Genomic DNA, 25,862 nt, shown 5'->3' with positions numbered 1-25,862 from the left:
TCATTCCCGCGCAAGCGGGAATCCATTCTTCTTGGTGCGGCGAAAAAATGGATTCCCGCCTGCGCGGGAATGACGCAGAGAGTGTTTGAATGACACGGCGTCAGCCTTCCATACAAGATGGAAGGCCACTATAGTGCCCCCGATTTTGAGCCGGAGACCCTCATGACGCGCCTCAGCGCCACCAGCCTTGCTGCCATTTCCCCAGATATTGCCCTTCCCGCCTATGATCGCGCTGCGATCACGCCGGGCATTGTCCATCTGGGCATCGGCGCCTTTCACCGCGCGCATATGGCCGTCTATGTCGACGATCTGCTCAAGGACCAGCCCGATTGGGCCATTGTCGGCGCCAGCCTCCGCCGCCCCGATACCAAGGAAGCGCTCGAACCCCAGGACGGGCTCTATACCGTCGCCGTGCGCGACGCCGCCGGCACCCATCCCCGGGTCATCGGCTCCATCCTCAAGGTGCTCGATGCCAATTCCGAGCGCGAAGACCTGCTCGCACTGATGGCGAGCCCACAAATCCGCATCGTCTCGCTGACCGTCACCGAAAAAGGCTATTGCCACGATCCGGCCACCGGCGAGCTCGATCAGCGCCACCCCGATATCGTCCACGACCTGGCCAATCCCACCGCGCCCAAATCGGCCCCTGGCATGCTGGTCGAGGCCCTGGCGCGGCGGCATGCCGCCGGCATCACCCCCTTTGCGGTGATGAGCTGCGATAACCTGCCCTCCAACGGGGCGACGGTGAAACGCATCGTCAGCAAGCTTGCCAGCCTGCGCGATGCGGCGCTGGGCGAATGGGTGGCCGACAAGGTGGCTTTCCCCGGCACCATGGTCGACCGCATCGTACCCTCGACCACCGATGCCGACCGCGAGATCGTAGCCGCGCTGACCGGGGTGGAAGACGCCTGGCCGATCATGACCGAGCCCTTCACCCAATGGGTCATCGAGGACGATTTCCCCGATGGGCGCCCTGCTTTCGAAAAGGCCGGCGCGCAATTGGTGGAAGATGTCGAACCCTTCGAGCGCATGAAGCTGCGCATGCTCAATGGCAGCCATTCGACCATGGCCTATCTCGGCTATCTCGCCGGCCATGAATATGTATCGGACGCCATGGGCGATCCGGCCTTCGTGGCGCTGATCCGCGGGCTGATGACCGAGGAAGTCATGCCCACGCTCGATATGCCAGGCACCGATCTGGGCGCCTATCGTGACCAATTGCTGGAGCGCTTCGCCAATCCCGCGCTCAAGCACCGCATCTGGCAGATTGCCATGGATGGCAGCCAGAAACTGCCCCAGCGCCTGCTCGGCACCATCCGCGACCGGCTCGCCGCCGGCCAGGGCATCGAGCGGCTGTCATTGGGCGTGGCGGCCTGGATGCGCTACGTCATGGGCATTGACGAAAAGGGCGAAAACATCGATGTCCGCGATCCGCTGGCCATCCGCATGATGGCGATTGCCGCTGGCGCGGGGAGCGATCCCGAAGCGCTATTCGAGGGCCTGGTGGGACTGGCCGAAGTCTTCGGCGATGACCTGGCGGACAATGAAGTGTTCGGCGCCGATGTGGTGGAACACCTCGATAGCCTGTTCGACGTGGGCGCGGCCGAGACGGTGCGGGAGGTGGTGGGGTAGGGGCCACAAAGTAGCAGTCGACACCCTCCCCCTTGCGGGGAGTATTTTGCCAAGGCTCACACCACCCACGGTGTCATTCCGGCGAAGGCCGGAATCCACGTCCGCATCTCTCGGCGACCATCTGTGTCTCTGGATGCTTCACAGCATGGATTCCGGCCTTCGCCGGAATGACACCGCGCTTTTGAAAGCATCCAGACGAAACACTGTATTCAGCGGGGAGTCCTAAACCCTTCCCTCCATCGCCCGATCAAAAATCTCCAGCGCCCGCGCCTTGGTCAGCTCCACCGGATTGCCCCCTGCCGTGGGGTCGACAATCGCCATGTCTCCGATCAGCTCGCGCTGGCTTCCATCCACCTTGAACTCGGCCAGGGTATGGGGCACATCGAGCCGCAGGCGCAGGCCGATAATGGCGTGGAGGAACGCTTCGAAGGTCGGCGATAGCCCCAGATAGGCGGCCAGCCGGGCAATTCGGGCCTCGATCGCCGTCTTGTTGACCATCAACACATAGGGCATGAACACCGCATTGGTCATGCCATGATGGGTGTCATAGAGCGCCCCGACCGGATGGCTCAGCGCATGAATGGCGCCCAGCCCCTTCTGGAAGGCGGTGGCGCCCATGGCTGCCGCGCTCATCATATGGCCGCGCGCCTCCACGTCATTGGGGTCGGCCACCACCTTGGGCAGGTTTTCGAACACCAGCCGAATGCCCTCCACCGCAATGCCATCGGCCAGCGGATGATAGCCCGGTGCGCAATAGGCTTCGAGGCAATGGGCCAGCGCATCCATGCCCGTGCCCACGGTGATGAAGCGGGGCATGCCGACCGTCAGTTCGGGATCTGATATCACCACCTTGGGCATCATCAGGGGGTGAAAGATGACCTTTTTGGTATGGGTCGTCTCATCGGTGATGACGCCGGCGCGGCCGACTTCCGAGCCCGTGCCTGCCGTGGTCGGCACCGCGATGATGGGGAAAATGCCCTTGGGATCGGCCCGCGTCCACCAATCGCCAATGTCCTCGAAATCCCACATCGGACGGGTCTGCCCGGCCATGAAGGCGATGACCTTGCCCACATCCAATCCGGAACCGCCGCCAAAGGCGATGACGCCATCATGCCCACCCTCGCGCAGCACCTTGATGCCGGCTTCCACATTGGCGGAGATCGGATTGGGTTTGACATCGGCAAAGACCCCGACCGGAATGCCCGCATCCTTGAGCAATTGGATGGTCTTCTGCGTCACGGGCAGGTTGACCAGCCCGGCATCGGTGACGAGCAGGGGCTTGGTGATGCCGGTGGATTTCAGCACCTCGGGCAATTCGGCAATGCGGCCGGGACCGAATTTGACGGCGGTGGGGTAATTCCAATTGGCTTTGGTCATGACGATGCCTCTTCTCTCACCGGGTCATTCCCGCGAAAGCGGGAACCTCCGTTTTCTTCCTTGGGCCCCAAAACAGAGGTTCCCGCTTTCGCGGGAGTGACCCTGTGGTAGGGCGAAATCCTGCTAAGCCCGCTTCAAATGAAACGACTTGGGCTGGCTGAGGTTCGCATAGCCGATTTCGCTCAAGGCGCCGCCCTTGCCGGTATCCTTCACCCCGGTCCAGACCAGCGCCGGATCGAGATAATCGCAGCGATTGGCAAAGACCGTGCCGGTCTCGATCTTGCCGCCCAGCTTCCCCGCCGCCACCAGGTCCTCGGTCCAGATCGAGGCGGTGAGGCCATAGGGGCTGTCATTCATCAGCGTCACCGCCTCGGCATCGTCGGCCACCTTCATGATGCCGACCACCGGCCCGAAACTCTCCTCGCGCATCACGCTCATCTGGTGGTTGACCCCGGTCAGCACTTCGGGCGCCAGGTAGGGCGAGCCGGCAGCATCAAGGGCGTGCTTCGAATTGAGATGCCGCGCCGCCCCGCCACGTACCGCCTCTTCGGTCTGCTGGCGCACGTGATCGGCAAAGCTGCCGCGCGCCATGGGCCCGACAATAGTCTCTGCCTCAAGCGGATTGCCCAGCGTCCAGCCCCTGGCAGCCTCGATGAAGCGGGCGACGAAATCGTCATGCACCGCGGCATGCACATAGATGCGTTCGACCCCGCAACAGCTCTGTCCGGAATTGAAGAAGGAGCCATCGACCAGGTTCTCGACGGCATGGCCGATATCGGCGTCCTCGCGCACATAGGCGGGGTCCTTGCCGCCCAGTTCCAGCCCCAGCGTGGCGAAAGTGCCGGCGGCCGCCTGCTCGATGCGGCGTCCGCCCTCCACCGAGCCGGTGAAATTGATGTGGTCGATCTGCCCCGAGGCGATCAGCTTTTCCGTATCGGCATGGCCCAGTACCAGGTTCTGGAAAATCCCCTCCGGCAGCCCGGCCCGCCGCGCCGCGGCGGCGAACCGCTCGCCGGCAAGGAGCGTCTGGCTGGCATGTTTGAGAAGGATGGCATTGCCCGCCATCAGGCCCGGCACAATGGAATTGACCGCGGTGAGGAAGGGATAATTCCACGGCGCGATCACCATCACCGTGCCCAGCGGCTCGCGGGTGATATAGCGGGTAAAGCCCTCCTTGCCGGGCTTTTCGGCGGGCGCCAGCGCCTCGGCGGCCAGATCGATCATATAGCGGGCGCGTTCCTCGACGCCCCGCTTTTCTCCGCCGAAACGGATCGGGCGGCCCATCTGCCAGGCCAGTTCCGGCACGATCTCGTCATTCATCGCCAACAGCGCATCGACGAAATGCGAAATGATCTTGCCGCGCTCGGCAATGGTGACCTCCCCCCAACCCAGCCGGGCCGCCTTGGCGCGGGCAACCGCCGCCTCGATCTCGGCTGGGCTTGCCAGCGGGCGCTCGGCATAGATGCTGCCATCGATGGGGGAGATGATTTTGATCGTTTCGGTCATTCTTTGGCCTTTGGTCTTTCCCCGTGGGTGGTCTTGATATCAGGGCGTCCGGGGCGCGGGGGCTCTCAACTCCGCTCGAACCCGCGCTGCAATTCCCAGTCCGTCACGCGGCGATCATATTCGAATTGTTCCCATTCGGCCGTATGCACGTAATGGCCAATGACCTGCTCGCCAAAGGCATCCTTGAGCATTTTGGATTTGCGCAGCGTATCGGTGGCTTCGCGCAGTGTCTTGGGGATTTCGCGCAGTTTCTTGGTCACATAGGCGTCCCCGACAAAGGCGGGTTCGAGTTCGAGCTTGTCCTCGATGCCCTTGATTCCGGCCGCGATCAGCGCGGCAATGGCGAGATAGGGATTGAGATCGGCCCCGCCCATGCGGCATTCGACGCGGATGGCTTTGGAATGCTCGCCGCAAAGCCGGAAGCCGGCCGTGCGATTGTCCGGGCTCCAGATCGCCTTGGTGGGCGCGAAAGTGCCGGCCTGATAGCGCTTGTAGCTATTGATATAGGGCGCGAGGAAATAGGTGATGTCCCGCGCATAGGCCAATTGCCCGGCCATGAACTGGCGCATCACATCGGACATGCCGCGCTCCCCCTTGGCATCGGCAAAAACCGGCTCGCCATCCTTGCCTGCCAGCGACATGTGGATATGGCTCGATGAACCGGCCAGGCCAAAATCCCACTTGGCCATGAAGGTCACGGCCTTGCCCTGGGCATGGGCGATTTCCTTGGTGGCGTTTTTCAGCACCACATGGCGGTCGGCCATGGTCAGCGCATCGGAATATCTGACGTTGATTTCTTCCTGCCCCGGCCCCCATTCGCCCTTGGAGCTTTCCACCGGAATGCCCGAGGCCTGCAAATGCTTGCGCAGGGCGCGCATCACCCCTTCTTCCTTGGTGGTCTGGAAGATGTGGTAGTCCTGAATGTAATCGCCCGCTGTCTGCGCGGTTCGATAGCCCTTCTGGCTGATGGTTCGATAATCCTCGTCGAACAGGTAGAATTCCAGTTCCGTTGCCGCATTGGCACTATAGCCCATGGACGCGAGCCGCTCGACCTGCCCCTTGAGGATGGCGCGCGGCGAATGGGCGATGGGCTCGTGGTGGTGATGGTCGCTGAGATCGCATAGCACGATGGCCGTGCCGTCGAGCCAGCTCGCCTTCATCAGCGTCGAGAGATCAGGCTTCATGACGAAATCGCCATAGCCCTTGGCCCAATTGGCTGCCTGGTAGCCGGGCACCGGCTCCATGTCGATATCGTCGGCCAGCAGGTAATCGCAGCCATGGGTTTCGTCATGGGCGGTGTCGAGGAAATATTCGGCCTGGAAGCGCTTGCCGATCATGCGGCCCTGCATGTCGGGAAAGGCCACCAGCACGGTATCGATCCTGCCTTCGGCGACATCCTTGCGCAGTGCTTCCAGTGAATAGGCCATTGCTTCCCCCTCGCTTGTTTTTTCTCACCACCGCGTCATTCCCGCCTGCGCGGAAATGACGTCGTGGAATGAACAGCGCCCGGGACGGACCCGGGCGCCGTGGCGTCCGGCTTACGCCGGTGCCTTGTGTTCCAGTGCGAATTCTTCTTCCGGCGACATGATCAGCTTGTGCCGGCCGATCAGGGCGAAATAGGCCACGCCCACCGCGCACCACAGCACCACCCAGATCACGCCCTTGAAGAAATTGGGGTCCTGCAATTGGTAGAACAGGGTGATGGCCGCGATGATTATGGTCAGCACCGCGCCGGGAATGCCCACGGGCGAGCGGAAGGGCCGCTCGATATTGGGCAGGTTGCGCCGCAGGATGATGAAGCTCAGCGCCTGCATGATATAGCTCAGCATCGCGCCGAACACGGCCATGTTGAGCAGCACCGAGCCGATAATATCGTCACCCAGCTGGTCCGCGCCATCGCCGCCGCCGCCATTGACGAACCAGATCACCAGCATCACGGCCAGCCCGAGCAGGGCGCCCGCGATCATGGCGATATGGGGGGTCTTGTATTTGTCATGGGTCACCGACAGCGCGGAGGGGAAATAGCCCGCCCGGCTCAGCGAATAGACCTGGCGGCCCTGCGCATACAAAATGGTGTGGAACGAAGCGATCAGCCCGATCAGCGCCACGATGCCGAAAAGCGGCGCGGCGGCGTCGCCATAAATGGCGCGGATACCCTGCAGGGCCGGCTCCAGCGACGTGCCCAGGCTGAAGGCGCCGACACCGGCAATCGAGGGATTGAGCAGCACGATCATGAAGGCGCTGAGCAGCAGTGTGCAGAATCCCAAGAGGATGCCCTTGGGCATGTCGCGTTTGGGATCGACCGATTCCTCGGCGGCCAGCGGCACCTGCTCGATGGCCAGGAACAGCCAGACCGCGAAGGGCAGGGTGGCCAGCACGCCTTGCCAGCCAAAGGGGAACCACGAGCCATTGCCTTCCGGCAGCTCGGTTGCCGCGCCATCCGGGCCCACCCCGATATTGAGCGCCCAGCGCGAGAAATCGATATTGGGGAAGGCGCTGAACCAGAAGAAGACCAGGCCCGCCAGCGAGATCAGCGTCACCACCAGCGTAACCTTGTAGCTGAGGGCCACGCCATAAATGTTGAGCGCCAGGAAGATGGCGAAGAACACGATCCACAATATGGGATAATAGGCCGTGTCCAGCCCGGTGATCGAGCCGAAATAGCCCGAGATGAAGGTGCAGATCACCGCCGGGGTGAGCACATATTCGACATTTTCAAACAGGCCCGTGATGAACCCGCCCCAGGGGCCCATCGAGGTGCGCGCGAAGGAATAGGCGGCCCCGGTATGGGGCAGGGCCGGGCTCATTTCGGCGATGGAGGAAACCAGGCCCAGATACATGATGGCGATAATGGCCGCGGCCACGACCATGCCGCCCCAGCCGCCGGTCATGAAGCCGAAATTCCAGCCCGAGAAATGTCCCGAAATCACTGCGCCGACACCCAGCGCCCATAGCGACCAGATGCCCGCGTAACGCTGCAGACCGCGTTTTGCGAAATATTCCTTGTCTCGCGTCGCATAAGCGACGCTTCCGACCTTTCTTGTCTCAGCCATAATCACGTCCCCTGATTGTTAGCCCCGGTAAAGAATGCCTTAGAGTGCCATCGCCTCTTTCCGCTGTAATCGTGCGGCCTCAAGACAACGGGCCAGCCGGCCGGCCCAAAGGGCCACTCCGGCGGGTTCGAGAATTTCGTCATTGCGGATTTCGATCATACTGGCGTCGAGCCCCCGCCCGTCGCCATGCTTTTCCAGCGTCAGCGTGACGCCATTGAGCGCCGCATAGGGCTCGTTCCAGCCGATATTGAGGTCCGCAGCCTCCTCCTCGAGCGCCTCGAGCAGCGCCTTGGTATAGTGCGTATCCACCCCATGGATCAGCCCGATCGGCCAAGGGCGGCTGACGCCATGATAGACCGGTGTAAAGGAATGCATGCAGACCAGCACGCTATCCTGCCCGGCATGGCGGCGCGCTTCGAGCAGGGTTTCGATCGCGGTGTGATAGGGTCGGTGGAAGCTGTCGATGCGATATTGCCGCTCGGCCGCGTCGAGATTTTCATTGGCCGCGATCCGCGTCGCCTCCGAGAGCGTCCAGATCAGGTCCGGCGCGTCCAGGTCCCGGTTGCAATCGATGATAAGGCGGGAAACCGTGGAATAGACCAGCGGCGCATCAAGGCTTTCCGACAGCGCCCGGCTCACCGCCAGCGCCCCTGGGTCCCAGGCGATGTGGCTGACCCGCTCGGCATGGCTGAGGCCCAGATCGCCATATTTGGCCGGTAGCCGATTGGAGGCATGATCGCACACGATGACGAAGGGCGATCGCCCTCGCGCATTGAGCACCTGCACCGGTTTTTCTGCGCTAACGTCCACTTTCCCTCTACGCGTGGCCGGTTAACTTCTGTATCAGTTGTTCCGTAATTGCAAAAACTGTCAATACTGAAACCAGAATTTCAGAATGGGAGGGCAAGTATGGAGGGGAAAAGCGTTGCCGCGCGCATCCATGACGCCATCCACCGGCTGACCCCGGCCGAAAAGCGTGCCGCCCGCGGCCTGCTGGGCGCCTATCCCACATTGGGTCTGGCACCCGTGGCCGAATTCGGCAGCCAGGCTGGCGCCAGTCCCGCCACCGTGCTGCGCTTCGTCTCCCAATTGGGCTATAAATCCTATCCCGATTTCCAGCGCGCCTTGCGCGAGGAATTGGAGGAACGGGCCAAGTCGCCGCTGCAACGCGCTCATGCCGCCATGGCCGGAACGGGCGGCGACGACAATTTCCTCGGCCGCTTTACCGCCCAGGCCGCCGATAATCTGCGCGGTACGGCCGAGTTGATCCCGCCATCGGAATTCGAGGCGGTCTGCCAGCGCATCGCCGAGGCCAAGGGGCAATGCTATCTGGGCGGCGGGCGCTTCACCGATTTCCTCGCCGGCTATATGGAAGCCCATTTGCGGCTGATCCGTCCCGGCATGCGGCGCTTGGACGGCCGCCCGGCCACCCGCGCGGACCAGATGATCGATGTCCGCCCCGGCGACACCGCCGTCATTTTCGACGTGCGGCGCTACGATCCGAGCCTGCTCGAAGCGGCCGCCGACCTGGCGGCCCGCCGCGCCCAGATCATCCTTATCACCGATGAATGGATGAGCCCGGTATCCCGCTATGCCAAGCTGGTCCTGCCTTGTCGCACGGCGCTGGATCGGACATGGGACGCCAATGGCTCGTTGTTCACGCTGGTCGAGGCGATCATTGCCCGGACCACGGAACTGGCCTGGCCGATGGCGAGTAAACGGATTGGGTCGATTGAGCCGGGTGGGGTGCCGTAAGGGGCCCCGATCCGCCCCGCCACAGCGTCATTCCCGCGCAGGCGGGAATCCACTCTTTCTACTCCTGGATGCAAGAAGAATGGATTCCCGCCTGCGCGGGAATGACGTCGCGGAAAAGGCATGGGGCTCGCGCAGGCAAAACCTATCGGCCTCACTCACTCTTCTTCAGCTTCAAAAACGCATCCGCGCTGAGCCTGATCTTGGGGTCGATCTCCCCGATCGCCTTGCCGCTCTTGCCCTGGTAGTCCAGGGCGTCGAGCACCGTGCGGATGACATTGATCCGTCCCCGCCGCTTGTCATTGGCGCGGATCACCGTCCAGGGCGCGTGCTTGCTGTCGGTTCGCGTGAGCATCATGTCGCGCGCTGCCGTATAGGCATCCCACTTGCCCAGGGCTTGCAGATCAATGGGCGAGAGCTTCCACACCTTGAGCGGGTCGTGCCGGCGGTCATGGAACCGCTTGAGCTGCATTTCCCGACCGATGGAAAGCCAGAATTTGAACAGGTGTATGCCATCCCGGGTGAGGCGCTTTTCGAATTCCGGCGCTTCCTCCAAAAAGGTTTCGGTCTGTTCGGGCGTGCAGAACCCCATCACCGGTTCCACCCCGGCTCTATTATACCAGGAGCGGTCGAACAGCACCGTCTCGCCCGCCGCCGGCAGCCAATCGACATAGCGCTGGAAATACCATTGCGTACGCTCCCGGTCATTGGGCTTGGGGAGCGCGGCGATGAGATTGTGGCGCGGGTTGAGATTTTCGAGATAGGTCTTGATCGTGCCGCCCTTGCCGGCCGCATCGCGCCCCTCGAAGACCAGCATGACGCGCTCGCCGCTGGTCTGCAGATGGCTCTGCAGCAGCACGAGCTGCTTTTGCAGCGCATACATCTCGGCTTCATAGATCTTGCTGTCGAGCTTATCGTCATAAGGATAGCCGCCCGAACGCATGGCGTGCTTTTCAATGGCCTTGGGCAGGTCGGGATCTTCAATATCGAAGCCCTCGAAGGGATCGCTCATGGTTGTCGCTCCGTTGTCACCTTGAACGTGCTATGAAGCCGCCCTTGAGTGCAAGGGCCACGATGGAACCCTTGATTCGGCATTGGCGCAAAATGGACGAACCGACCGCATCCCCGCCTACCTCTGTTCTGACCCAAATCCTGGCGCGGCTCAGCGCGCAATCGGGCCTTTTGGCGGGCATTTTCGGCGTCTTTTTTGCTTTGGTGCTGTTCGGCTGGCTGCATATCCTGCCCGCAATCGTGGCTTTCCTGGCGGTGGTTGCCGCCATGGCCTTTTTGCCTGTGGGCATCGTTACGGTCACCAAGACCGTGCCGGCACCGATCCCTGCTTCCCTGACGCCGGCCAGCGAGCAAATTCCGGTCACCGCCTTTGCCGATGCCTTGACCGATCCCTGTTTCGTGCTCGACCGGCGCGCCGTGGTGGTCCATGCCAATGCGGCCGCGCGCCGGCAATATACAACCGTCTTGCCGGGCAACCCCATCACCTTCTCGCTGCGCAATCCCGAACTGGTGCAGGCCATCGATACGGTGATCCGCACCGGCAATACCAAGACCATCGAGCTGCACGAAACCCTGCCCTCGGAAACCTGGGACCGGGTGATCGTCGCCCCGCTGCGGCGTGAAGGCGCCGAATGGTCTGCCGATGACGGCCGCCAATTGGTGGTGACCATGCAGAGCCTGACTGAGCTCAAGCGGGTCGATGCGCTGCGCAGCGATTTCATCGCCAATGCCAGCCACGAATTGCGCACCCCGCTGGCCTCGCTTCTGGGCTTTATCGACACCCTTTTGGGCCCGGCGGCCAAGGATGCGGCGGCGCGGGAAAAATTCCTGGGCATCATGCGCGGCCAGGCCGAACGCATGAGCAAGCTGATCGACGACCTGCTGAGCCTCTCGCGCATCGAAATGCACCAGCATGTGCGCCCCACCGGCACCATCGATCTCACCGGCCTCTTGCGCGAAGTGCGCGAGGGCCTGATGACCCAGGCCAAGGCCGCCGAGCTCGATATCGTGCTGAGCCTGCCTGAAGGGGCCGCCATCACCACGGGCGATCGTTCCCAGCTCTATGAAGTGTTCGAAAACCTGCTCGACAATGCCATCAAATATGGCTCGGACGGCAAGACCATCGAAGTCAGCCTCGCTCCGGCCGGGCGTCCGGGCTTCCAGCACATGGTGACGATCATCGACCACGGGCCCGGCGTCGCCCCAGAATATGTGCCCCGCCTCACCGAGCGCTTCTACCGCATCGATGCCGATGTCAGCCGGAAGAAAAAGGGTACCGGGCTCGGGCTCGCCATCGTCAAGCACATCGTCAACCGCCACCGTGGCCAATTGGTGATCCGCAGCAAGCTGGGCGAAGGTATGCGCGTGGACGTGCTGCTGCCCTAGGGCGGGACGGGGCTCCCGGTACCCCCTCCTAACCTCCCCCTGATAGGGGGAGGGACGGGCCGGCGGCTAAAACTCGATCCAGCCCCAAGAGTGGAGCGGTCCCGCCCCCTATCAGGGGGAGGTTAGGAGGGGGTATCGCGTGCGAGTGCAAGCAGCCCAAACAAAAAGGGCGCCCCCTGGCGCCCTCATCATGTTCCGCTCTTGCGCAGTGATCAGCGGCGTTTCTTGTCTACCTGGTGATAGGCCCGGCGCGAGTGGAATTCGCAATAGGGGCCGGTTTCGAGGCTATGCTGGCCGCAGAAATAGAAGTCCTTGGTCAGCGGGTCGCCGATCGGCCACTTGCAGGTATGCTCGTTGAGCTGCAGCAGGCTCAGCCGCTTGTCTTCGGGAATGAAGAGTTCGGCGGCGGCCGGCGCCACATAGAGGTCGGCTTCGATCTCGGGGCTCGCCGCCAGTGCGGTCGCGCCGATGCTTTGCGGGCGCGGCATGCTGGGACGGGCCTTGGCAGCCCCACCCATCATGCCCGAGGACAGGCCGGCCGAAGGGCTGGCCACGCGGCGCGGAGCCGGACGCGGCGCCGGACGGGCGCGCGGCGCGGTATTGGTGGGCTTGGCCCGGGCCGAAAGCTTGAGGCGGTGCACCTTGCCGATGACAGCATTACGGGTAACGCCCTGGCCCAGTTCCCCGGCAATCTGGCTGGCGCTAAGGCCTTCCATCCAGAGCTTCTTCAAAGTCTCGACGCGCTCGTCAGTCCAGCCCGCCGCTTGTGCTCCTGAATCTATCGTCAAAACAGAATCCTTCATTGCGCTGCCAAAATGGGTATTGGCAACCGTAAAATCTAGCGGTCGTATGTTAGGCGGGTCCGCCACACGAGATATCGTGTCCCCAACGAGTGGGAGATTACGCTATCGGCGGAATCGGGATCAAGAGTCGGGGAAGGATATCCCCGAAAAATCATTGGTTAAAATCGCCTTAACGATCCTTGAGTCAAATCAGGCACTTGGCCCTGGAACATTGACTTATCTGGCAAAAACGGCCTAACTCTGGCCTCGTAAACGCGCTGCGCAACGAGCGCGTTTTTGATTTTTGTGGCGCTATTGCCACGCTCCCGCCAATTGCTTGCACCAGAAGGAATGACCACCATGTCTGCGCTCTACGGCACCTATGCCCGGTCCGAACTCGCTTTCGAGCGGGGCGAAGGCATGCGCCTGTATGACCAGCATGGCCGAGACTATCTCGATTTCCATTCCGGCGTGGCGGTCAATGCCCTGGGCCATGGCGATGCTCATCTGGTCAGCGCCCTCAAATCGGCGGCCGACAAGGTCTGGCACACGGCCAATACCTTCACCATTCCGGAGCAGGAACGGCTGGGCCAGCGGCTGGTCGAGGCCACATTCGCCGACTCGGTCTTTTTCACCAATTCGGGTGCCGAAGCCATCGAATGCGCCATCAAGACGGCGCGGCATTATTTCTGGGCCAAGGGCCAGGCCGATCGCTATGAGATCATCGCCTTCACCGGCTCCTTCCATGGCCGGACCCTGGGCACCATCGCTGCCGGCGGCAATCCCGATTATCTCGAAGGCTTCGGCCCTCCGGCGCCCGGTTTCAAGCATGCCAAGCCCGGCGATCTCGAGGCCGTCAAAGCGCTGATCACGCCCCAGACCTGCGCCATCCTCATCGAGCCGGTGCAGGGCGAGGGCGGCGTCACCGCCATGACCCCTGAATTCATGCAGGGCCTGCGCAAGCTCTGCGATGAGCATGACATGCTGCTGGTGCTCGATGAAGTCCAATGCGGTTATGGCCGCACCGGGCATTTCTTCGCCTTCGAATGGGCCGGCATCACCCCCGATATCGTGGCGGTGGCCAAGGCCATTGGCGGCGGCTTCCCGCTCGGCGCGTGCCTGGCCAAGGGGGATGTCGCTGCGTCCATGGTGCCCGGCACCCATGGCTCGACCTATGGTGGCAACCCGCTGGCTTCGGCCATCGGCAATGCCGTGCTCGACCGCGTCCTGGCGCCCGGCTTCATCGATCATGTCAACCAGATGGGCCAGAAACTCGCCTGGCACCTGCAGCAGCTGGCCCAGCGCTATCCCGATTACGTGCTCGAATTGCGCGGCAAGGGCCTGCTCGCCGGCATCAAGATCACCCCGCCGGTGCGCGATTTCGTGACCCGGCTGCGCGACGACCACCGGCTGCTGACCATTGGCGCGGGCGACAATGTGTTGCGTCTTCTGCCCCCGCTCATCGTCACCGAAGCCGAGATCGAGGAAGCCGTCGACAAGATCGCCGCGGCCTTCGAAGGCATCGAGGCCGAAACGGCGTCCATTCCGGCGGTTGGCTGATATGACATCCGACGTGTGGCACTATAGCCGCCGACGACGCGGTCTGTTCCCTCCTCCCTGACGGGACGGAGCGTATTCGACCGAGCAGAAGCTCAAGGCATTAGCGTCACAAAGGAACCCGGCCCATGACGACGACCGGCACACCAAACCATTTTCTCTCCATCGACGATTTCACCTATCCCGAACTGCGCGGCATGCTTGATGTCGCTACCTCCCTCAAGGGGCGCCTTAGGGAAGGCGACCGGCCGCAATTGCTCAAGGACAAGGTCCTGGCGATGATTTTCGAACGCCAGTCCACGCGCACCCGCGTCAGCTTTGACGTGGGCATGCGCCAGCTGGGCGGAGAGACCATCATGCTTTCCGGCCAGGAAATGCAGCTCAGCCGCGAGGAAACCCTGTCCGACACCGCCAAGGTGCTCAGCCGCTATGTCGATGCCATCATGATCCGCATCCTCAGCCATGCCGATCTGCTGGACCTGGCGGAAGCTGCCACCGTGCCGGTCATCAATGGCCTGACGCGCCGCGCCCATCCTTGCCAGATCATGGCCGACCTCATGACCTTCGAAGAGCATCGCGGGCCCATCAACGGCGCCAAGGTCGCCTGGGTGGGCGACAGCAATAATGTGCTCCATTCCTGGGTCAATGCGGCCGAACTGTTCCAGTGCCACCTGACTATTGCCACACCCGAGGAATACAGCCCCGAAAAGGACCTGATGGACGATATCCGCCGGGCCGGCGACTATGTGAAGCTGATCGAGGACCCGCGCGAGGCGGTCGAGGGCGCCGATCTGGTCATCACCGATACCTGGGTGTCGATGGGCGACGTGGATATCGCCGAACGCCGCCGGGTCTTGAAACCCTACCAGGTCAACACCAATTTGATGGCGCTGGCGGACAAGAACGCTCTTTTCATGCACGACCTGCCCGCCCATCGCGGGGACGAGGTGACCGACGAGGTAATCGATGGTCCCCAATCGGTCGTGTGGGATGAAGCTGAAAACCGCCTGCATGCCCAAAAAGCCATCCTGTGCTGGGCCTTCGGGGTCGAAACCAACTAAACTGCTTCGATCTTCTGATTGGGACGGCCTGCAAATGGCAGTCTTCTGCGCTTCCGGTGCTCACGTACTTATGTACGCTCCGCTCCGGTTCTCGAAGACCGCCATTTTCGTCTCGTCCCAACCAGAAGCTCATCGCAGTTGCGGTGCCATCAACCACATTGGGGATATTGGCCGCGCCGGTGGAACGTTTCGCCTTGAGGGTTTAGCCTCAAGAAAGCCAAAAGAATGACGACGGATACGACTGCTATGACCGAGAACCTGATGAATGCCCTGGGGCTCGACCGGCCGGAAACCGGCGATGATGCCGTCGTGCCCTTTACCCTGGACAAGCTCGATACCCGCGGCCGTGCCGTGCGGCTGGGCGATGCGCTCGACACCATACTATCCCGCCACAATTATCCCGCCCCCGTCGCCCGCCTGCTCGGCGAGGCCGTGGTGCTGGCCGGGCTGATCGGCTCCTCGCTCAAATTCGAGGGGCGCTTCATCATGCAGACCCAGACCGATGGGCCGGTCAACCTGATCGTGGTCGATTTCGACGCGCCCGACGGGCTGCGTGGCTATGCCCGCTTCGATCACGACGCCCTGGTCAAGGCGGCCGAGGAAGGCCGCACCAAGCCTGCCGAACTGCTCGGCAAGGGGCACCTGGCCATGACCATCGACCAGGGTCCCCATACCGAACGCTATCAGGGCATTGTCGCGCTCGAGGGCAATTCCCTCGAGGAAGTGGCCCATACCTATTTCATGCAGTCCGAGCAAATCCCTACCATGGTCCGCCTGGCGGTGGCCGAGTTCCAGCAGAAGGGCGATCATCGTCCCCATTGGCGGGCCGGCGGCGTGCTCATCCAGCATCTGCCCGAACATGGCCTCTCCATGATGGCGGACCTGCCCGGCGACGGCAATTTCGACAATCCCGAAACCGCCGATCCCGATTTCGAGGAAGCCGATGGCTGGAGCGAGGCCAAGGCCATGCTGACAACGCTCGAAGATGTGGAACTGGCCGATCCGGACCTGTCGCCCGAACGCCTGCTGTTCCGTCTCTATCACGAGACTGGCGTGCGCGTGTTCTCGCCTTTGCCGATGGTCGAGCGCTGCACCTGCTCGGCCGATCGCATCGAAGACATGCTGGCCACCAGCTTTACCGCCGAGGACCGCGAGGAAATGGCGGTGGATGGCGAAATCGAAGTGGTCTGCGAGTTCTGCTCGACCGCCTATCACTTCAACCCGCACCAGTTCGAGCAGAAGCACTGAGCTAGTGCTGCCGCTTTGCGGCCCGTAAATCGCTTTACCCAACGGCCGCCCCTCGGGTGGCCGTTTCTTTTGGCGCAGCAAGGACTTGGCCACTTTTCCCGGGTTGCCTAACGCGCCGGATTTGGCCACTATCCGCCCCGACGAGAACCGGGCAAAGGGGGCTGTGCCAGGTGAGCGAGACGTATTTGGTATATCTGTGGCGGCGTTTCAGCAGGGGGAGCCGGGTCAGGATGATCTGACCCCATGTCGCCCGCCCAAAGCCTGATCCGCGCCATTCTGGCCGAGACCTGCCCGGACGACGCCACCGCGCTCGCCGTGCTCGGCGCCGCCATCGAGCGCGAGGTCGATCCGCTGCGCTATTGCGTGGCCAGCCTTGGTGTGAACGAGGCCCTGGCCATGGAGCGCGCGGCGCGCTGGGCCGGCTTTGCCTTCTATGATGGGATGCCCAGTCACCTCAAGGGACAAACCACCCCGACCCGGCTGGAAGCGCTGGGCGAGGTCAAGATGTTCCGCGCCGTCCTCTACGACCGGGAAATCGCCTTCAGCGCCCCCGACTTTTTCGGGCTACTGCGCCTCCAGGCGCGCGGAACGGAAAACCCCGATCTCGCCCGGCGCCTCTGCCTCGTGCCGGATAGCGCCCTGCGCGATTACCTGGCCCGCGCTGCCGCGCCCGCTCTGGTCGACGGCGCCCGCCAGACCCTGGCCAAACACTGGCCCTATGCCGCTGCGCAACTGGAACTGACCGTGCCGGCGCGCAACGGCTTTGTCGCCTTCGTGCTGATCCTGCTCTGCCTCGTGCTGCTGGCGCCCCATTCCGATCAGGCCTGGCTGCTGCCGTTATGGGCGATTTTCCTGTTGGGTCCGGCCATTATAAGGGTCGCCGCGCTCATAACGCCCAATCCGCGCCGGCCATCTTCCGCGGAGCAGCCGGACGATGCCGAATTGCCGGTCTATAGCGTGCTCGTGCCCCTGCGCGATGAGGCGCACATGGTGCCCCAGCTTTTCGAAGCGCTTGGCGCTCTCCGCTATCCGCCTGAAAAGCTCGATATTAAATTCGTGGTCGAGGATTGCTCGGCAACGACGCTGGAGGCGGTGCGGCAGCGGCTCGGCGATCCGCGCTTTTCCCTGCTGGCCGTGCCCGATGCCCTGCCGCGCACCAAGCCCAAGGCGCTCGATTTCGCCCTGCCGCTATGCCGGGGCGAATTCGTCGTGGTCTACGACGCCGAAGATACCCCTGAGCCCGACCAATTGTGGATGATTGCCCGGCGCTTCCGCGATGCGCCACAAACCCAATGCATCCAGGCGCAATTGGTGATCGACAATGGCCGCGAAAACTGGCTCGCCGGCATGTTCGCGGCCGAATATGCCGGGCTCTTCACCGTGCTGCTGCCGGCGCTGGCACGCTGGGATCTGGTCATGCCGCTGGGCGGCACGTCCAACCATTTCCGCCTTGCCACCCTGCGCGCCATGGGCGGCTGGGATGCGTTCAATGTCACCGAAGATGCCGATCTGGGCGTCCGGCTGGCCCGGCGCGGTCACCGCGTCGAGGTCATGGCGCTGGCAACGCTGGAAGAGGCCCCCGTCACCCTTGGGGCCTGGCTGGGCCAGCGCACCCGCTGGATGAAGGGTTGGATGCAGACCCTGATCGTCCATAACCGCCGCCCGCGGCAGCTCCTGGCCGATCTGGGCTGGCGGCGGCTCATTGTGTTTGAGACGCTGGTTCTGGGCATGATCCTGGCGCCGCTCCTGCATAGCGGGCTGGTCCTGCTGCTGCTCGCCCGGCTGGCCGTTGGCGAGCCGCTCATGGATAGCGACGGGCTCTGGTCCCAGGCGTGCCTGCTTGCCGTGGCGCTGGGCCTTGGCTCCGCCGTGCTGCTCAATATTGCCGGCACCCTCCGCCAGGGGCAATTGCCGCTATTGGCGCTTCAGTTGACGCTACCGGCCTATTGGCTGCTCTCCGCCTGGGCGGCAGTGCGCGCATTGTTCGAATTGACCGGCCAGCCCTTCAAATGGGCCAAGACCCCCCATCGCAGCGTCCAACGGCGGCCGGCGACGCGGGAACGTTCTGCTGCGGATTAGGGGGCGTTTGCCCGATGGCGTCAGGGTTTCGCACCATCTCCATACCCCACAATCGCCTCCCTCGGGCCCGACCCGAGGGCCTTTCTCAACCCGGCACAGGCGGCGAGTGGCCCTCGGGTCAAGCCCGAGGGAAGCGACGGTGGGTGGGAGAGGAGGGGAGGCGCCACGCCGGCAGTTACCGCCAACCGAACCCATCCCATTTCGCGAATATGGTCTACGAGACGATAATTTTTCCCGTTTTGCATTCCGGAGAAAAGCTCAGCCCTCGCAAAACACGACTGAGCTGATAGGGTTTATATGGGAACTTAACTCAGGAGGAGCCCATGCGGGCCACCACATTCCGGGCGACCAAAATTCTGGCCTATGCCGCGCTGGCTGCTTCGCTCACGCTGGGCTTCGCGGTAACGGCGCATGCGCAGGACCGCACCTTGATCAATGTGAGCTACGATCCGACGCGGGAGCTCTACCAGCAGTTTAATCAGGCCTTTATCGCCCATTGGCAGGAAACCAAGGGCGAGACTGTGGCCGTCCAGACCACCCATGGCGGCTCGGGCGCCCAGGCCCGCACCGTCATCGATGGCCTTGAGGCCGACGTGGTCACCCTGGCGCTGGAAAGCGACATCAACGCCATTGCCGATGCCAATCCGGCCCTGATCCCGGAAAACTGGCGCGGCACCTTCGAGAACAACAACGCCCCCTATACCTCGACCATCGTCTTCCTGGTCCGCAAGGGCAATCCCAAGGGCCTCAACGACTGGGGCGACCTGATCAAGGATGGCGTCGAAGTCATCACCCCCAATCCCAAGACCTCGGGCGGCGCCCGCTGGAACCTGCTGGCGGGCTGGGCCTGGGCCAAGGCGCAGCCGGGCGGGAGCGAGGAGACCGCCAAGGCCTATATCACCGAGCTCTATAAGCATGTCCCCGTGCTCGATACCGGGGCCCGTGGCTCAACCACCACCTTCGTGCAGCGCGGCATTGGCGACGTGCTGCTGGCCTGGGAGAACGAAGCCTATCTCGCCCTTGAAGAACTGGGTCCGGACGCCTTCGACATCGTGACGCCTTCGGTCTCGATCCTGGCCGAACCGCCGGTGGCTCTGGTGGTGGGCAATGCGGAAAAGAAGGGCAATACCGACCTGGCCACGGCTTACCTCGAATATCTCTATTCGGACGAGGGCCAGGCCATTGCTGCGGCCAATTACTACCGCCCGTTCAAGCCCGAGGCTGCTGCTCCCGAGGACATTGCCCGCTTTGGCGAAGTGAACCTGGTCACCATCGAAGACTTCGGCGGCTGGCGCAAAGCCCAACCCGAATTCTTCGGCGATGGCGGCGTCTTCGATCAGATCTATTCCGGCCCGACCCAATAATGACCAATCCGGCCCGCCGCGGCGGGCCGGACCTTCTGCCCAATCGAGACCACCGACCAGGCCACAGGTCCGCTGGAACGGACCGCAACTCAGGAGTGACGACGATGGTGCATTTCTTTGGAATTCTGAACCCCGAATTCGGCCCCCGCGTCGCGGCGGCCGATGCTCCGCTCAAGGCCGGTTTCTTTGGCGGCGCACCCGAGCCGAGCCTGCCCAGCCGGGCCGAGATGGATGCCGATTTCCTCGCCGGCAAGCGGCCCGAACCGGCCGACGAGCCCGACGATGAAGAATTGCGCTTCGTGCGCTTCTGCCTGCCGCCCCATCTCTGAGGCTGGTTCATGTCCGTGACCACGCTGATCGTGCCGGGCCTGCATGGCTCGGACGGCGAGCATTGGCAGGCCCATTGGCGCCGCGATCATCCCCATGCCGTGCTGGTCGAACAGGCCGATTGGTCCAATCCCGAGGCGGATCGCTGGCTGGCTACGCTCGAAGCGGCCGTTGCCGCCCATCCCCACGCCTTGATCATCGCCCATAGCCTGGGCAGCGTCTTGACCGCGCGGCTGGCCCGCAGCCGGGTGGCGCCGCTCGTGGGGGCGGCCCTATTGGTAGCCCCGGCCGATATCAACCGGACGGCGGGCCTTCACAAACGATCCTACGAATTCGGCATCATGCCGCGCGATTCCCTGCCATTTCCCGCGCTGGTGGTGGCCAGCCGGGACGACATCTACATGCCTTTTGACAAGGTGCGTGCTCTTGCCACGGCCTGGGGCAGCCCATTGCACGATCTGGGTTATGCCGGTCATATCAATATCGTCAGCGGTTTCGGCCGCTGGCCGGCCGGCTACGCGCTGGCTGCGGGTCTGGTCAATTGTCCGGATGCGGCGACCGCCTGAATTTTCGTGGGAGGGGGCGAATGAGCAATCACCTGAACGGCCGGCCATCGGTGACCATTATCGGGGGCGGCGCCAGCGGCGTGCTGCTGGCCGCCCATCTGCTGCGCGACCCCGAAACCGATATCCGCGTGACGCTGGTGGAGCGGCGCGGCGAATTCGGCCAGGGCGTCGCCTATTCGGCCAGCCAGCGCGACCACAAGGTCAATGTGCCTGCCCGCGGCATGAGCGCCTTTGCGGACGATCCCGAGCATTTCTGGCGCTGGTTGCAGACCCGCGGCTATCCGGCGGCGCGGGGCTCCTGGGTCTTCGTGCCGCGCCGGCTCTATGGCGCCTATCTCGAAGATGTGCTGCGCCAGGCTGGGCAATCCAAACTCGGCCGGCTGATCGTGCTATCCGAGGAAGTCGTGGCGGTCCATGAAGGCAAGAACGGCGTCGAAACCGTCCTCGCCAATGGCACGAGCCTGATCAGCCGCACGGCTGTTCTGGCTGTCGGCCATGAGACCCAACCCGCTCGCGGCAAGGGCATTGCCGTGCGCGTCGGCTCCGACCGCGACACGCCCCTCGACCCCGATGCCGCCGTCATCATCCTGGGCTCGGGCCTCAGCATGGTGGATGCCTGGCTGTCCCTGGCCGATGCCGATCATCAGGGCACCATTACCGTGGTGTCGCGCAATGGCCTCTTGCCCAAGGGGCATCGCGAACTGGCGCCCATCAGCATGGACGCCGCCGACGTGCCCTTTGGCAGCGGGCTGCCCTATTTCCTGCGCTGGTTCCGCGAACTGGCCGACGATATCGAGCGCCAGGGCGGCGATTGGCGCAGCCTGGTCGATGGCCTGCGCCCCTATAACCAGCGCATCTGGCAAAGCTGGTCCACCCATACCAGGCGCCAATTCCTGCGCCACTTACGCCCCTGGTGGAATATCCACCGCCACCGCCTGCCGCCCGAATTGCATGAACGTATGGATAGGGCAGTGGCCCGCGGCCAGGTGCAATTGGTGGCTGGGGAATTCCTCGATCTCGAACGGCGGGGGAACGGCGTGCGCGCCTATGTCCGCCCGCGCGGCACCAAGCAGCGCCAGGCCATGGACGTCGCCCGCGTCTATGATTGCGGCGGCGTCAGCGTCGACGTCTCGGCCAGTTCCAATCCCGTGGTGCGTGATTTGGTGGCCAATGGCCTGGCCCGGCCCGATGTGCTTCATATCGGGCTCGACGTGGACGAGCATTGTGCCGTTGTCGATGCCGATGGCCGGCCCTCCCGGCACCTGCTCGCCGTCGGCCCGTTGACCCGCGGTCGCTTCTTCGAAATCGAGGCCGTGCCCGATATCCGAGTGCAATGCGCCGGGATTGCGAGGCAGATCCTGGCGCAGCATTAACAAAGAGGACCCCGCGGGGCCCGGTGGAGGCGGCATCTAACTTGACGAGATAAGTCATAATATATAGCACCCATCCCTAGTGACGGAAGGAGTGCGTTAGTGACCACGATGTTTCATGAGGCGATGGTCATGGCCCGGCAGGACCTATCCCCGGGCATGCTGCGGCTGACCTTTGGCGGCCCGGGCCTGGCGGCCTGGAAAACCACCGGCATTGGCGATGAATATCTGCGCCTCTTCTTCCCCAACGAAAAAACCGGCAAGCTGCACCTGCCCCATATCGACGAGACCGGGCGCTGGACCTATCCCGATGGGCAGGATGCCATTCGCTGCTCGACCTATACGATCCGCCGCCACGATGCCGCTGCCGGCCAGGTCGATATCGATTTCGTCATCCATGAAGGCGGCCTTGCCAGCGAATGGGCGCAGCGCGCCCAGCTGGGCGAAGTGATCACCATCAACAATCCGCGCGGTCTCTATACCCCGCCATCCGATACCACCTGGCAATTGCTGGTGGCCGACGCCACCGGCCTGCCGGCCCTGTCGCGCCTCCTGGAACAGACCCCGGCCCATATCGAAACGCGTGTCTTTGTCGAAGTGGCCGAAGCCGGCCACGAACTGCCCCTGCCGCGCCATCCCAAGGCGACGGTGACCTGGCTCCATGGCAGCGGCAATGGTGTCGCGCCCAGCCGGCTTGAAGATGTGGTGCGCGCCGTGCCCATGCCCAAGGCGCCTGGCTATCTCTGGGTGGCGGGCGAGCAGAAGGCCGTCCGCGCCATCCGCAAATATGCCCGCAAGGAACTGGGTCTGCCGCCTGAGCGCTACGAACTGGTCGCCTATTGGATCCACGAGGGAGAAGACTGGGAAGCCCGCTTCGCCGCGCTCGATCCCGCCCTCAAGGCCAGCATCGACGCCGCCTGGCATTCCGGCCGCGACCGCGAGGAAGTGCGCGACGAATATGAGGCCACGCTGGAAAAGCACGGGCTTTAGGGTGCTCGATTACCCCCAAATCCTCCCGGCCCGCATCACCCCATCGCCAAACCGGAACCCATCCGCCCGGTCCGCTGCCAGCAGCAGTGGACCGTCGAGATCGCACCAATCGGCATATTCGGCCAACAATGCCGCCGGGGCCATGGCGAGCGAGGTGGAGACCATGCACCCCACCATGATCTTGAGATGCTTGGCCTTGGCCGCCCGCACCAGATCAAGCGCCTCGGTCAACCCGCCGGTTTTGTCGAGCTTCACATTGACCGCATCATAGCGCCCCACCAGCCGCTCGAGCGTCGCAAGCCCATGGATGCTCTCATCGGCACAGATCGGCACCGGATGCTCGATTTTCCCCAAAGCCGCATCGTCGCCAGCGGGCAGGGGCTGTTCCACCAGCTCGATGCCCTGATCGCGGCAGGCGGCAAGATTGGCCGCCAGATCATCCGGCGTCCAGGCCTCATTGGCATCGACCACCAGCCGCGTCTGCGGCACCGCCTCGCGCACCGCCGCCAACCGCTCGCGATCTCCCGCGCCACCCAGCTTCAGCTTGAGCAGGGGATAGGTGCTCGCCGCCCGCGCCGCCGCGGCCATGGCCTCGGGTGTCCCGAGGCTGATCGTATAGGCGGTGACGATGCTGTCGGGCGGCATAAGGCCCGCCAGTTCCGCTACGCTGATCCCGGCCAGCTTGGCCTCCAGCTCCCAGAAAGCGCAATCCACGGCATTGCGCGCTGCACCCGGCGGCAACGCCTTTTGCAGTCCCGCCCGGTCGAGTCCGCCGGCAATGGCCGGCGCCAGCGCCGCAATGGCGGCAACAGTCTTGGCCACGTTCTCGCCATAACGCGCATAGGGCACGCATTCGCCCTGCCCGGTAACCCCGTTCCGCGTCAGCGTCACCCGCACCACTTCGGCAACGGTCTTGGAGCCGCGCGAAATGGTGAAGCTGCCGGCAATGGCAAACTGCTCGGCAAAGACTTCGAGCTTCGTCATCTCAACTCGCCTTGCGCAGGCGTGGATCGAGCGTGTCGCGCAGCGCATCGCCCAAAAGGTTGAACCCGAACGACAGAAAGAGGATGGCAAAACCCGCAAACACCGCCGGCCAGGGTGCCAGCAGCAGGAAATTGCGGCCCTCCGACAGCATCAGCCCCAGCGAGGGGATGGGCGGCTGCGAGCCCAGGCCCAGGAAGGAGAGCGAAGCTTCCACCAGAATGGCCGCCGACAGCAGCAGACTGGTTTGCACCAATACGACCGAACTCAGGTTCGGTAGCAGGTGCAGGAAGATGATGCGGAAATCCGAAGCCCCGATCGCCTTGGCGCCGTTGACATATTCGCTCTCGCAAATGACCAGCGCCGGGCCCCGCAGCAGCCGGGCAAAGATCGGCGCATAGACAATGGCGATGGCAATGGCCGCGCTCCAGGCGCTGGGTCCCAGAATAGCGATGACGGCAATGGCCAAGAGCATGATGGGAAAGGCGAAGAGGACATCCATGAAGCGCATGATGATGCGGTCGAACCAGCCGCGATAATAGGCCGCCAGCATGCCCAGCGTCCCGCCCACCACCAGCGCCAGCACCACGGCGGTGACGCAGGTGAGCAGCGACGCCCGATAGCCATAGACAATGCGCGAGAGCACATCGCGCCCCAATTGATCCGTGCCCAGAAAGTTTAGGAGGTTCGGCCCCTTCATGCGCTGCACGATGACCTGGGCATAGGGGTCCTGCAGGCCCAGAAGGGGCGCGAAGATGGCGCCCAGCACCTGTAGCGCCACCACGATGACGGCAAAGGACAGGAGCTTGTTGTTGCGGATCTGCTCGATCATTTCGACACGCGGGGGTCGATCACCGCATAGAGCAGGTCGACCAGGAAATTGACGATGACGAAGCTGGCGGTCAGCACCAGGATGGAGGCCTGCACCAGTGGATAATTGCGCTCGGAAATCGCCCCCAGCACCAGCCGTCCCAGCCCGGGAATGGCAAAAACCTGTTCGATGACGATGGCCCCGCCCAAAAGATACCCCGCCGAAACGCCGACACTGGTGATGAAGGGGATCAGCGCATTGCGTAGCGCGTGCTTATAGATGATGCGCCGCCGGTCGGCGCCCTTGGCCCGGGCGGTGCGGATATAATCCTGGCTCAAGGCATCGAGCATGGCCGAGCGCACCAGCCGCGACAGGTTCGCCAGCATGGGCAGAGAGAGCGCGATCACCGGCAGCACCATGCGTTGCAGATTGCCCAGCGGGTTCTCGGTGAACGGCACATAGCCCAGCGCCTGCACCCCCGGCAAAAACTTGGCGACCAGAAAGATCGAGACGATCCCCAGCCAGAAGGAGGGAATGGTGAGCCCGGCAATGGCCCCGATGCGCACGGCCACTTCCGAAGCCTTGCCGCGTGCCTGCGCCATGAAGGCACCCAGCGGAATAGAGAGGCCGGCACCCACCAGGATGGAAAGCAGCGTCAATTCGATGGTCGGCCACATATTGGCGGCGATTTCTTCGAGCACCGGCCGCCCGGTCCAGATCGAGGTGCCGAAATCGCCGCGCAGAATGCCCCAGATCCATTGGCCATATTGCTGGGGCAGCGGCAGGTCGAGCCCCAGCCGGCTGCGCAGGGCGGCGACACGCTCGGGTGTCACCTCGGTATTGGCGCCCAGCATGATGGTCACGGCATCGCCCGGGATCAGGCGGATCATCAGGAAAACGACGATCGAGATGCCGAACAACACGACCGCAAGGTCGATCAGCCGGCCGATCCAGAAGCGTTGCGCCATATTTTTGGAACCTGAGGAAGAAGGCCGGCGCCGCTGGGGCG

General features: G+C 63.4%; 22 protein-coding genes. 12 read left to right on the top strand and 10 right to left on the bottom strand.

The annotated features are described in order from the left end of the window. Nucleotides 1–162: 162 nt before the first annotated feature. Nucleotides 163–1,632, top strand: coding sequence for a mannitol dehydrogenase family protein (locus tag QQL79_RS14835; RefSeq protein WP_284392161.1), 1,470 nt, complete (start codon nucleotides 163–165; stop codon nucleotides 1,630–1,632). 222 nt (nucleotides 1,633–1,854) lie between these two features. Here QQL79_RS14835 and QQL79_RS14830 read toward each other — a convergent pair whose 3' ends face one another. From QQL79_RS14830 to QQL79_RS14810, 5 genes are all read right to left on the bottom strand, one after another. Continuing rightward, on the bottom strand, nucleotides 1,855–3,015 hold the full coding sequence (locus QQL79_RS14830) for an iron-containing alcohol dehydrogenase (protein WP_370461254.1): 1,161 nt from the start codon (nucleotides 3,013–3,015) through the stop codon (nucleotides 1,855–1,857). Nucleotides 3,016–3,132: 117 nt separating this feature from the next. Beyond that, nucleotides 3,133–4,515, bottom strand: a complete 1,383-nt coding sequence (locus QQL79_RS14825) for an aldehyde dehydrogenase family protein (protein WP_284392158.1) — start codon at nucleotides 4,513–4,515, stop codon at nucleotides 3,133–3,135. Nucleotides 4,516–4,580: 65 nt separating this feature from the next. Then, the gene (locus QQL79_RS14820) at nucleotides 4,581–5,942 is read right to left on the bottom strand and encodes a glutamine synthetase family protein (protein ID WP_284392157.1); all 1,362 of its coding nucleotides are present in this window, start codon (nucleotides 5,940–5,942) and stop codon (nucleotides 4,581–4,583) included. Between the two features lie 111 nt (nucleotides 5,943–6,053). Further along, on the bottom strand, nucleotides 6,054–7,568 hold the full coding sequence (locus QQL79_RS14815) for an amino acid permease (RefSeq protein ID WP_284392156.1): 1,515 nt from the start codon (nucleotides 7,566–7,568) through the stop codon (nucleotides 6,054–6,056). A 39-nt stretch (nucleotides 7,569–7,607) separates the two neighbouring features. Further along, a complete protein-coding gene (locus tag QQL79_RS14810) occupies nucleotides 7,608–8,378 on the bottom strand; it encodes an N-formylglutamate amidohydrolase (RefSeq protein WP_284392154.1) in 771 nt (256 codons plus the stop codon). Nucleotides 8,379–8,477: 99 nt separating this feature from the next. Between QQL79_RS14810 and QQL79_RS14805 the strand changes: the two genes are divergently transcribed. Further along, nucleotides 8,478–9,323 carry a MurR/RpiR family transcriptional regulator gene (locus QQL79_RS14805; RefSeq protein WP_284392152.1) on the top strand — a complete coding sequence of 282 codons (846 nt, stop codon included), beginning with the start codon at nucleotides 8,478–8,480 and terminating at the stop codon, nucleotides 9,321–9,323. Between the two features lie 151 nt (nucleotides 9,324–9,474). On the opposite strand, the gene ppk2 is transcribed toward QQL79_RS14805, so the two are convergent. After that, nucleotides 9,475–10,332, bottom strand: coding sequence for a polyphosphate kinase 2 (gene ppk2 / locus QQL79_RS14800; protein WP_284392150.1), 858 nt, complete (start codon nucleotides 10,330–10,332; stop codon nucleotides 9,475–9,477). Nucleotides 10,333–10,424: 92 nt separating this feature from the next. Here ppk2 and QQL79_RS14795 point away from each other — a divergent pair, with 92 nt between their 5' ends. Further along, nucleotides 10,425–11,717: a sensor histidine kinase gene (locus QQL79_RS14795; RefSeq protein WP_284392147.1), complete on the top strand. Its 1,293-nt coding sequence runs from the start codon at nucleotides 10,425–10,427 to the stop codon at nucleotides 11,715–11,717. A gap of 212 nt (nucleotides 11,718–11,929) precedes the next feature. Here the strand turns inward: QQL79_RS14795 and QQL79_RS14790 are convergent, their stop codons facing one another. Then, a complete protein-coding gene (locus tag QQL79_RS14790; RefSeq protein ID WP_370461223.1) occupies nucleotides 11,930–12,520 on the bottom strand; it encodes a GcrA family cell cycle regulator in 591 nt (196 codons plus the stop codon). Between the two features lie 330 nt (nucleotides 12,521–12,850). On the opposite strand from QQL79_RS14790, the gene QQL79_RS14785 reads away from it, so the two are divergent. The 9 genes from QQL79_RS14785 (at nucleotide 12,851) to QQL79_RS14745 (ending at nucleotide 23,061) form a co-directional block, all read left to right on the top strand. Beyond that, on the top strand, nucleotides 12,851–14,059 hold the full coding sequence (locus QQL79_RS14785) for an aspartate aminotransferase family protein (protein WP_284392142.1): 1,209 nt from the start codon (nucleotides 12,851–12,853) through the stop codon (nucleotides 14,057–14,059). Nucleotides 14,060–14,184: 125 nt separating this feature from the next. Further along, nucleotides 14,185–15,117: an ornithine carbamoyltransferase gene (gene argF / locus QQL79_RS14780; protein ID WP_284392139.1), complete on the top strand. Its 933-nt coding sequence runs from the start codon at nucleotides 14,185–14,187 to the stop codon at nucleotides 15,115–15,117. Nucleotides 15,118–15,342: 225 nt separating this feature from the next. Continuing rightward, nucleotides 15,343–16,365: an Hsp33 family molecular chaperone gene (locus tag QQL79_RS14775; RefSeq protein ID WP_370461222.1), complete on the top strand. Its 1,023-nt coding sequence runs from the start codon at nucleotides 15,343–15,345 to the stop codon at nucleotides 16,363–16,365. A 243-nt stretch (nucleotides 16,366–16,608) separates the two neighbouring features. Further along, on the top strand, nucleotides 16,609–18,444 hold the full coding sequence (locus QQL79_RS14770) for a glycosyltransferase family 2 protein (RefSeq protein WP_284392136.1): 1,836 nt from the start codon (nucleotides 16,609–16,611) through the stop codon (nucleotides 18,442–18,444). A gap of 323 nt (nucleotides 18,445–18,767) precedes the next feature. Beyond that, nucleotides 18,768–19,808, top strand: a complete 1,041-nt coding sequence (locus tag QQL79_RS14765) for a sulfate ABC transporter substrate-binding protein (protein ID WP_284392133.1) — start codon at nucleotides 18,768–18,770, stop codon at nucleotides 19,806–19,808. A 104-nt stretch (nucleotides 19,809–19,912) separates the two neighbouring features. Then, nucleotides 19,913–20,137, top strand: coding sequence for a hypothetical protein (locus QQL79_RS14760; protein ID WP_284392131.1), 225 nt, complete (start codon nucleotides 19,913–19,915; stop codon nucleotides 20,135–20,137). A 9-nt stretch (nucleotides 20,138–20,146) separates the two neighbouring features. Then, on the top strand, nucleotides 20,147–20,701 hold the full coding sequence (locus QQL79_RS14755) for an RBBP9/YdeN family alpha/beta hydrolase (RefSeq protein WP_284392130.1): 555 nt from the start codon (nucleotides 20,147–20,149) through the stop codon (nucleotides 20,699–20,701). Nucleotides 20,702–20,721: 20 nt separating this feature from the next. After that, complete coding sequence (locus tag QQL79_RS14750; protein WP_284392128.1) at nucleotides 20,722–22,074, top strand: FAD/NAD(P)-binding protein; 1,353 nt, start codon at nucleotides 20,722–20,724, stop codon at nucleotides 22,072–22,074. Between the two features lie 108 nt (nucleotides 22,075–22,182). Further along, complete coding sequence (locus QQL79_RS14745; RefSeq protein ID WP_284392891.1) at nucleotides 22,183–23,061, top strand: siderophore-interacting protein; 879 nt, start codon at nucleotides 22,183–22,185, stop codon at nucleotides 23,059–23,061. A 9-nt stretch (nucleotides 23,062–23,070) separates the two neighbouring features. Here the strand turns inward: QQL79_RS14745 and dgcA are convergent, their stop codons facing one another. From dgcA to QQL79_RS14730, 3 genes are read right to left on the bottom strand one after another with little or no spacing between them, the layout of a single operon-like run. Further along, on the bottom strand, nucleotides 23,071–24,045 hold the full coding sequence (gene dgcA / locus QQL79_RS14740) for an N-acetyl-D-Glu racemase DgcA (RefSeq protein ID WP_284392125.1): 975 nt from the start codon (nucleotides 24,043–24,045) through the stop codon (nucleotides 23,071–23,073). A gap of 1 nt (nucleotide 24,046) precedes the next feature. Next, nucleotides 24,047–24,874, bottom strand: coding sequence for an ABC transporter permease (locus QQL79_RS14735; protein WP_284392121.1), 828 nt, complete (start codon nucleotides 24,872–24,874; stop codon nucleotides 24,047–24,049). Further along, nucleotides 24,871–25,821 carry an ABC transporter permease gene (locus QQL79_RS14730; protein ID WP_284392119.1) on the bottom strand — a complete coding sequence of 317 codons (951 nt, stop codon included), beginning with the start codon at nucleotides 25,819–25,821 and terminating at the stop codon, nucleotides 24,871–24,873. Before QQL79_RS14730 ends, QQL79_RS14735 begins: the two co-directional genes overlap by 4 nt. Between the last annotated feature and the right edge of the window lie 41 nt (nucleotides 25,822–25,862).

It is taken from the genome of Devosia yakushimensis (assembly GCF_030159855.1).
In the GTDB taxonomy this organism is placed as follows: domain Bacteria; phylum Pseudomonadota; class Alphaproteobacteria; order Rhizobiales; family Devosiaceae; genus Devosia; species Devosia yakushimensis.
The sequence above is the reverse complement of the archived record's forward strand: the minus strand, read 5'-3'. Positions and strand labels throughout refer to the sequence as shown.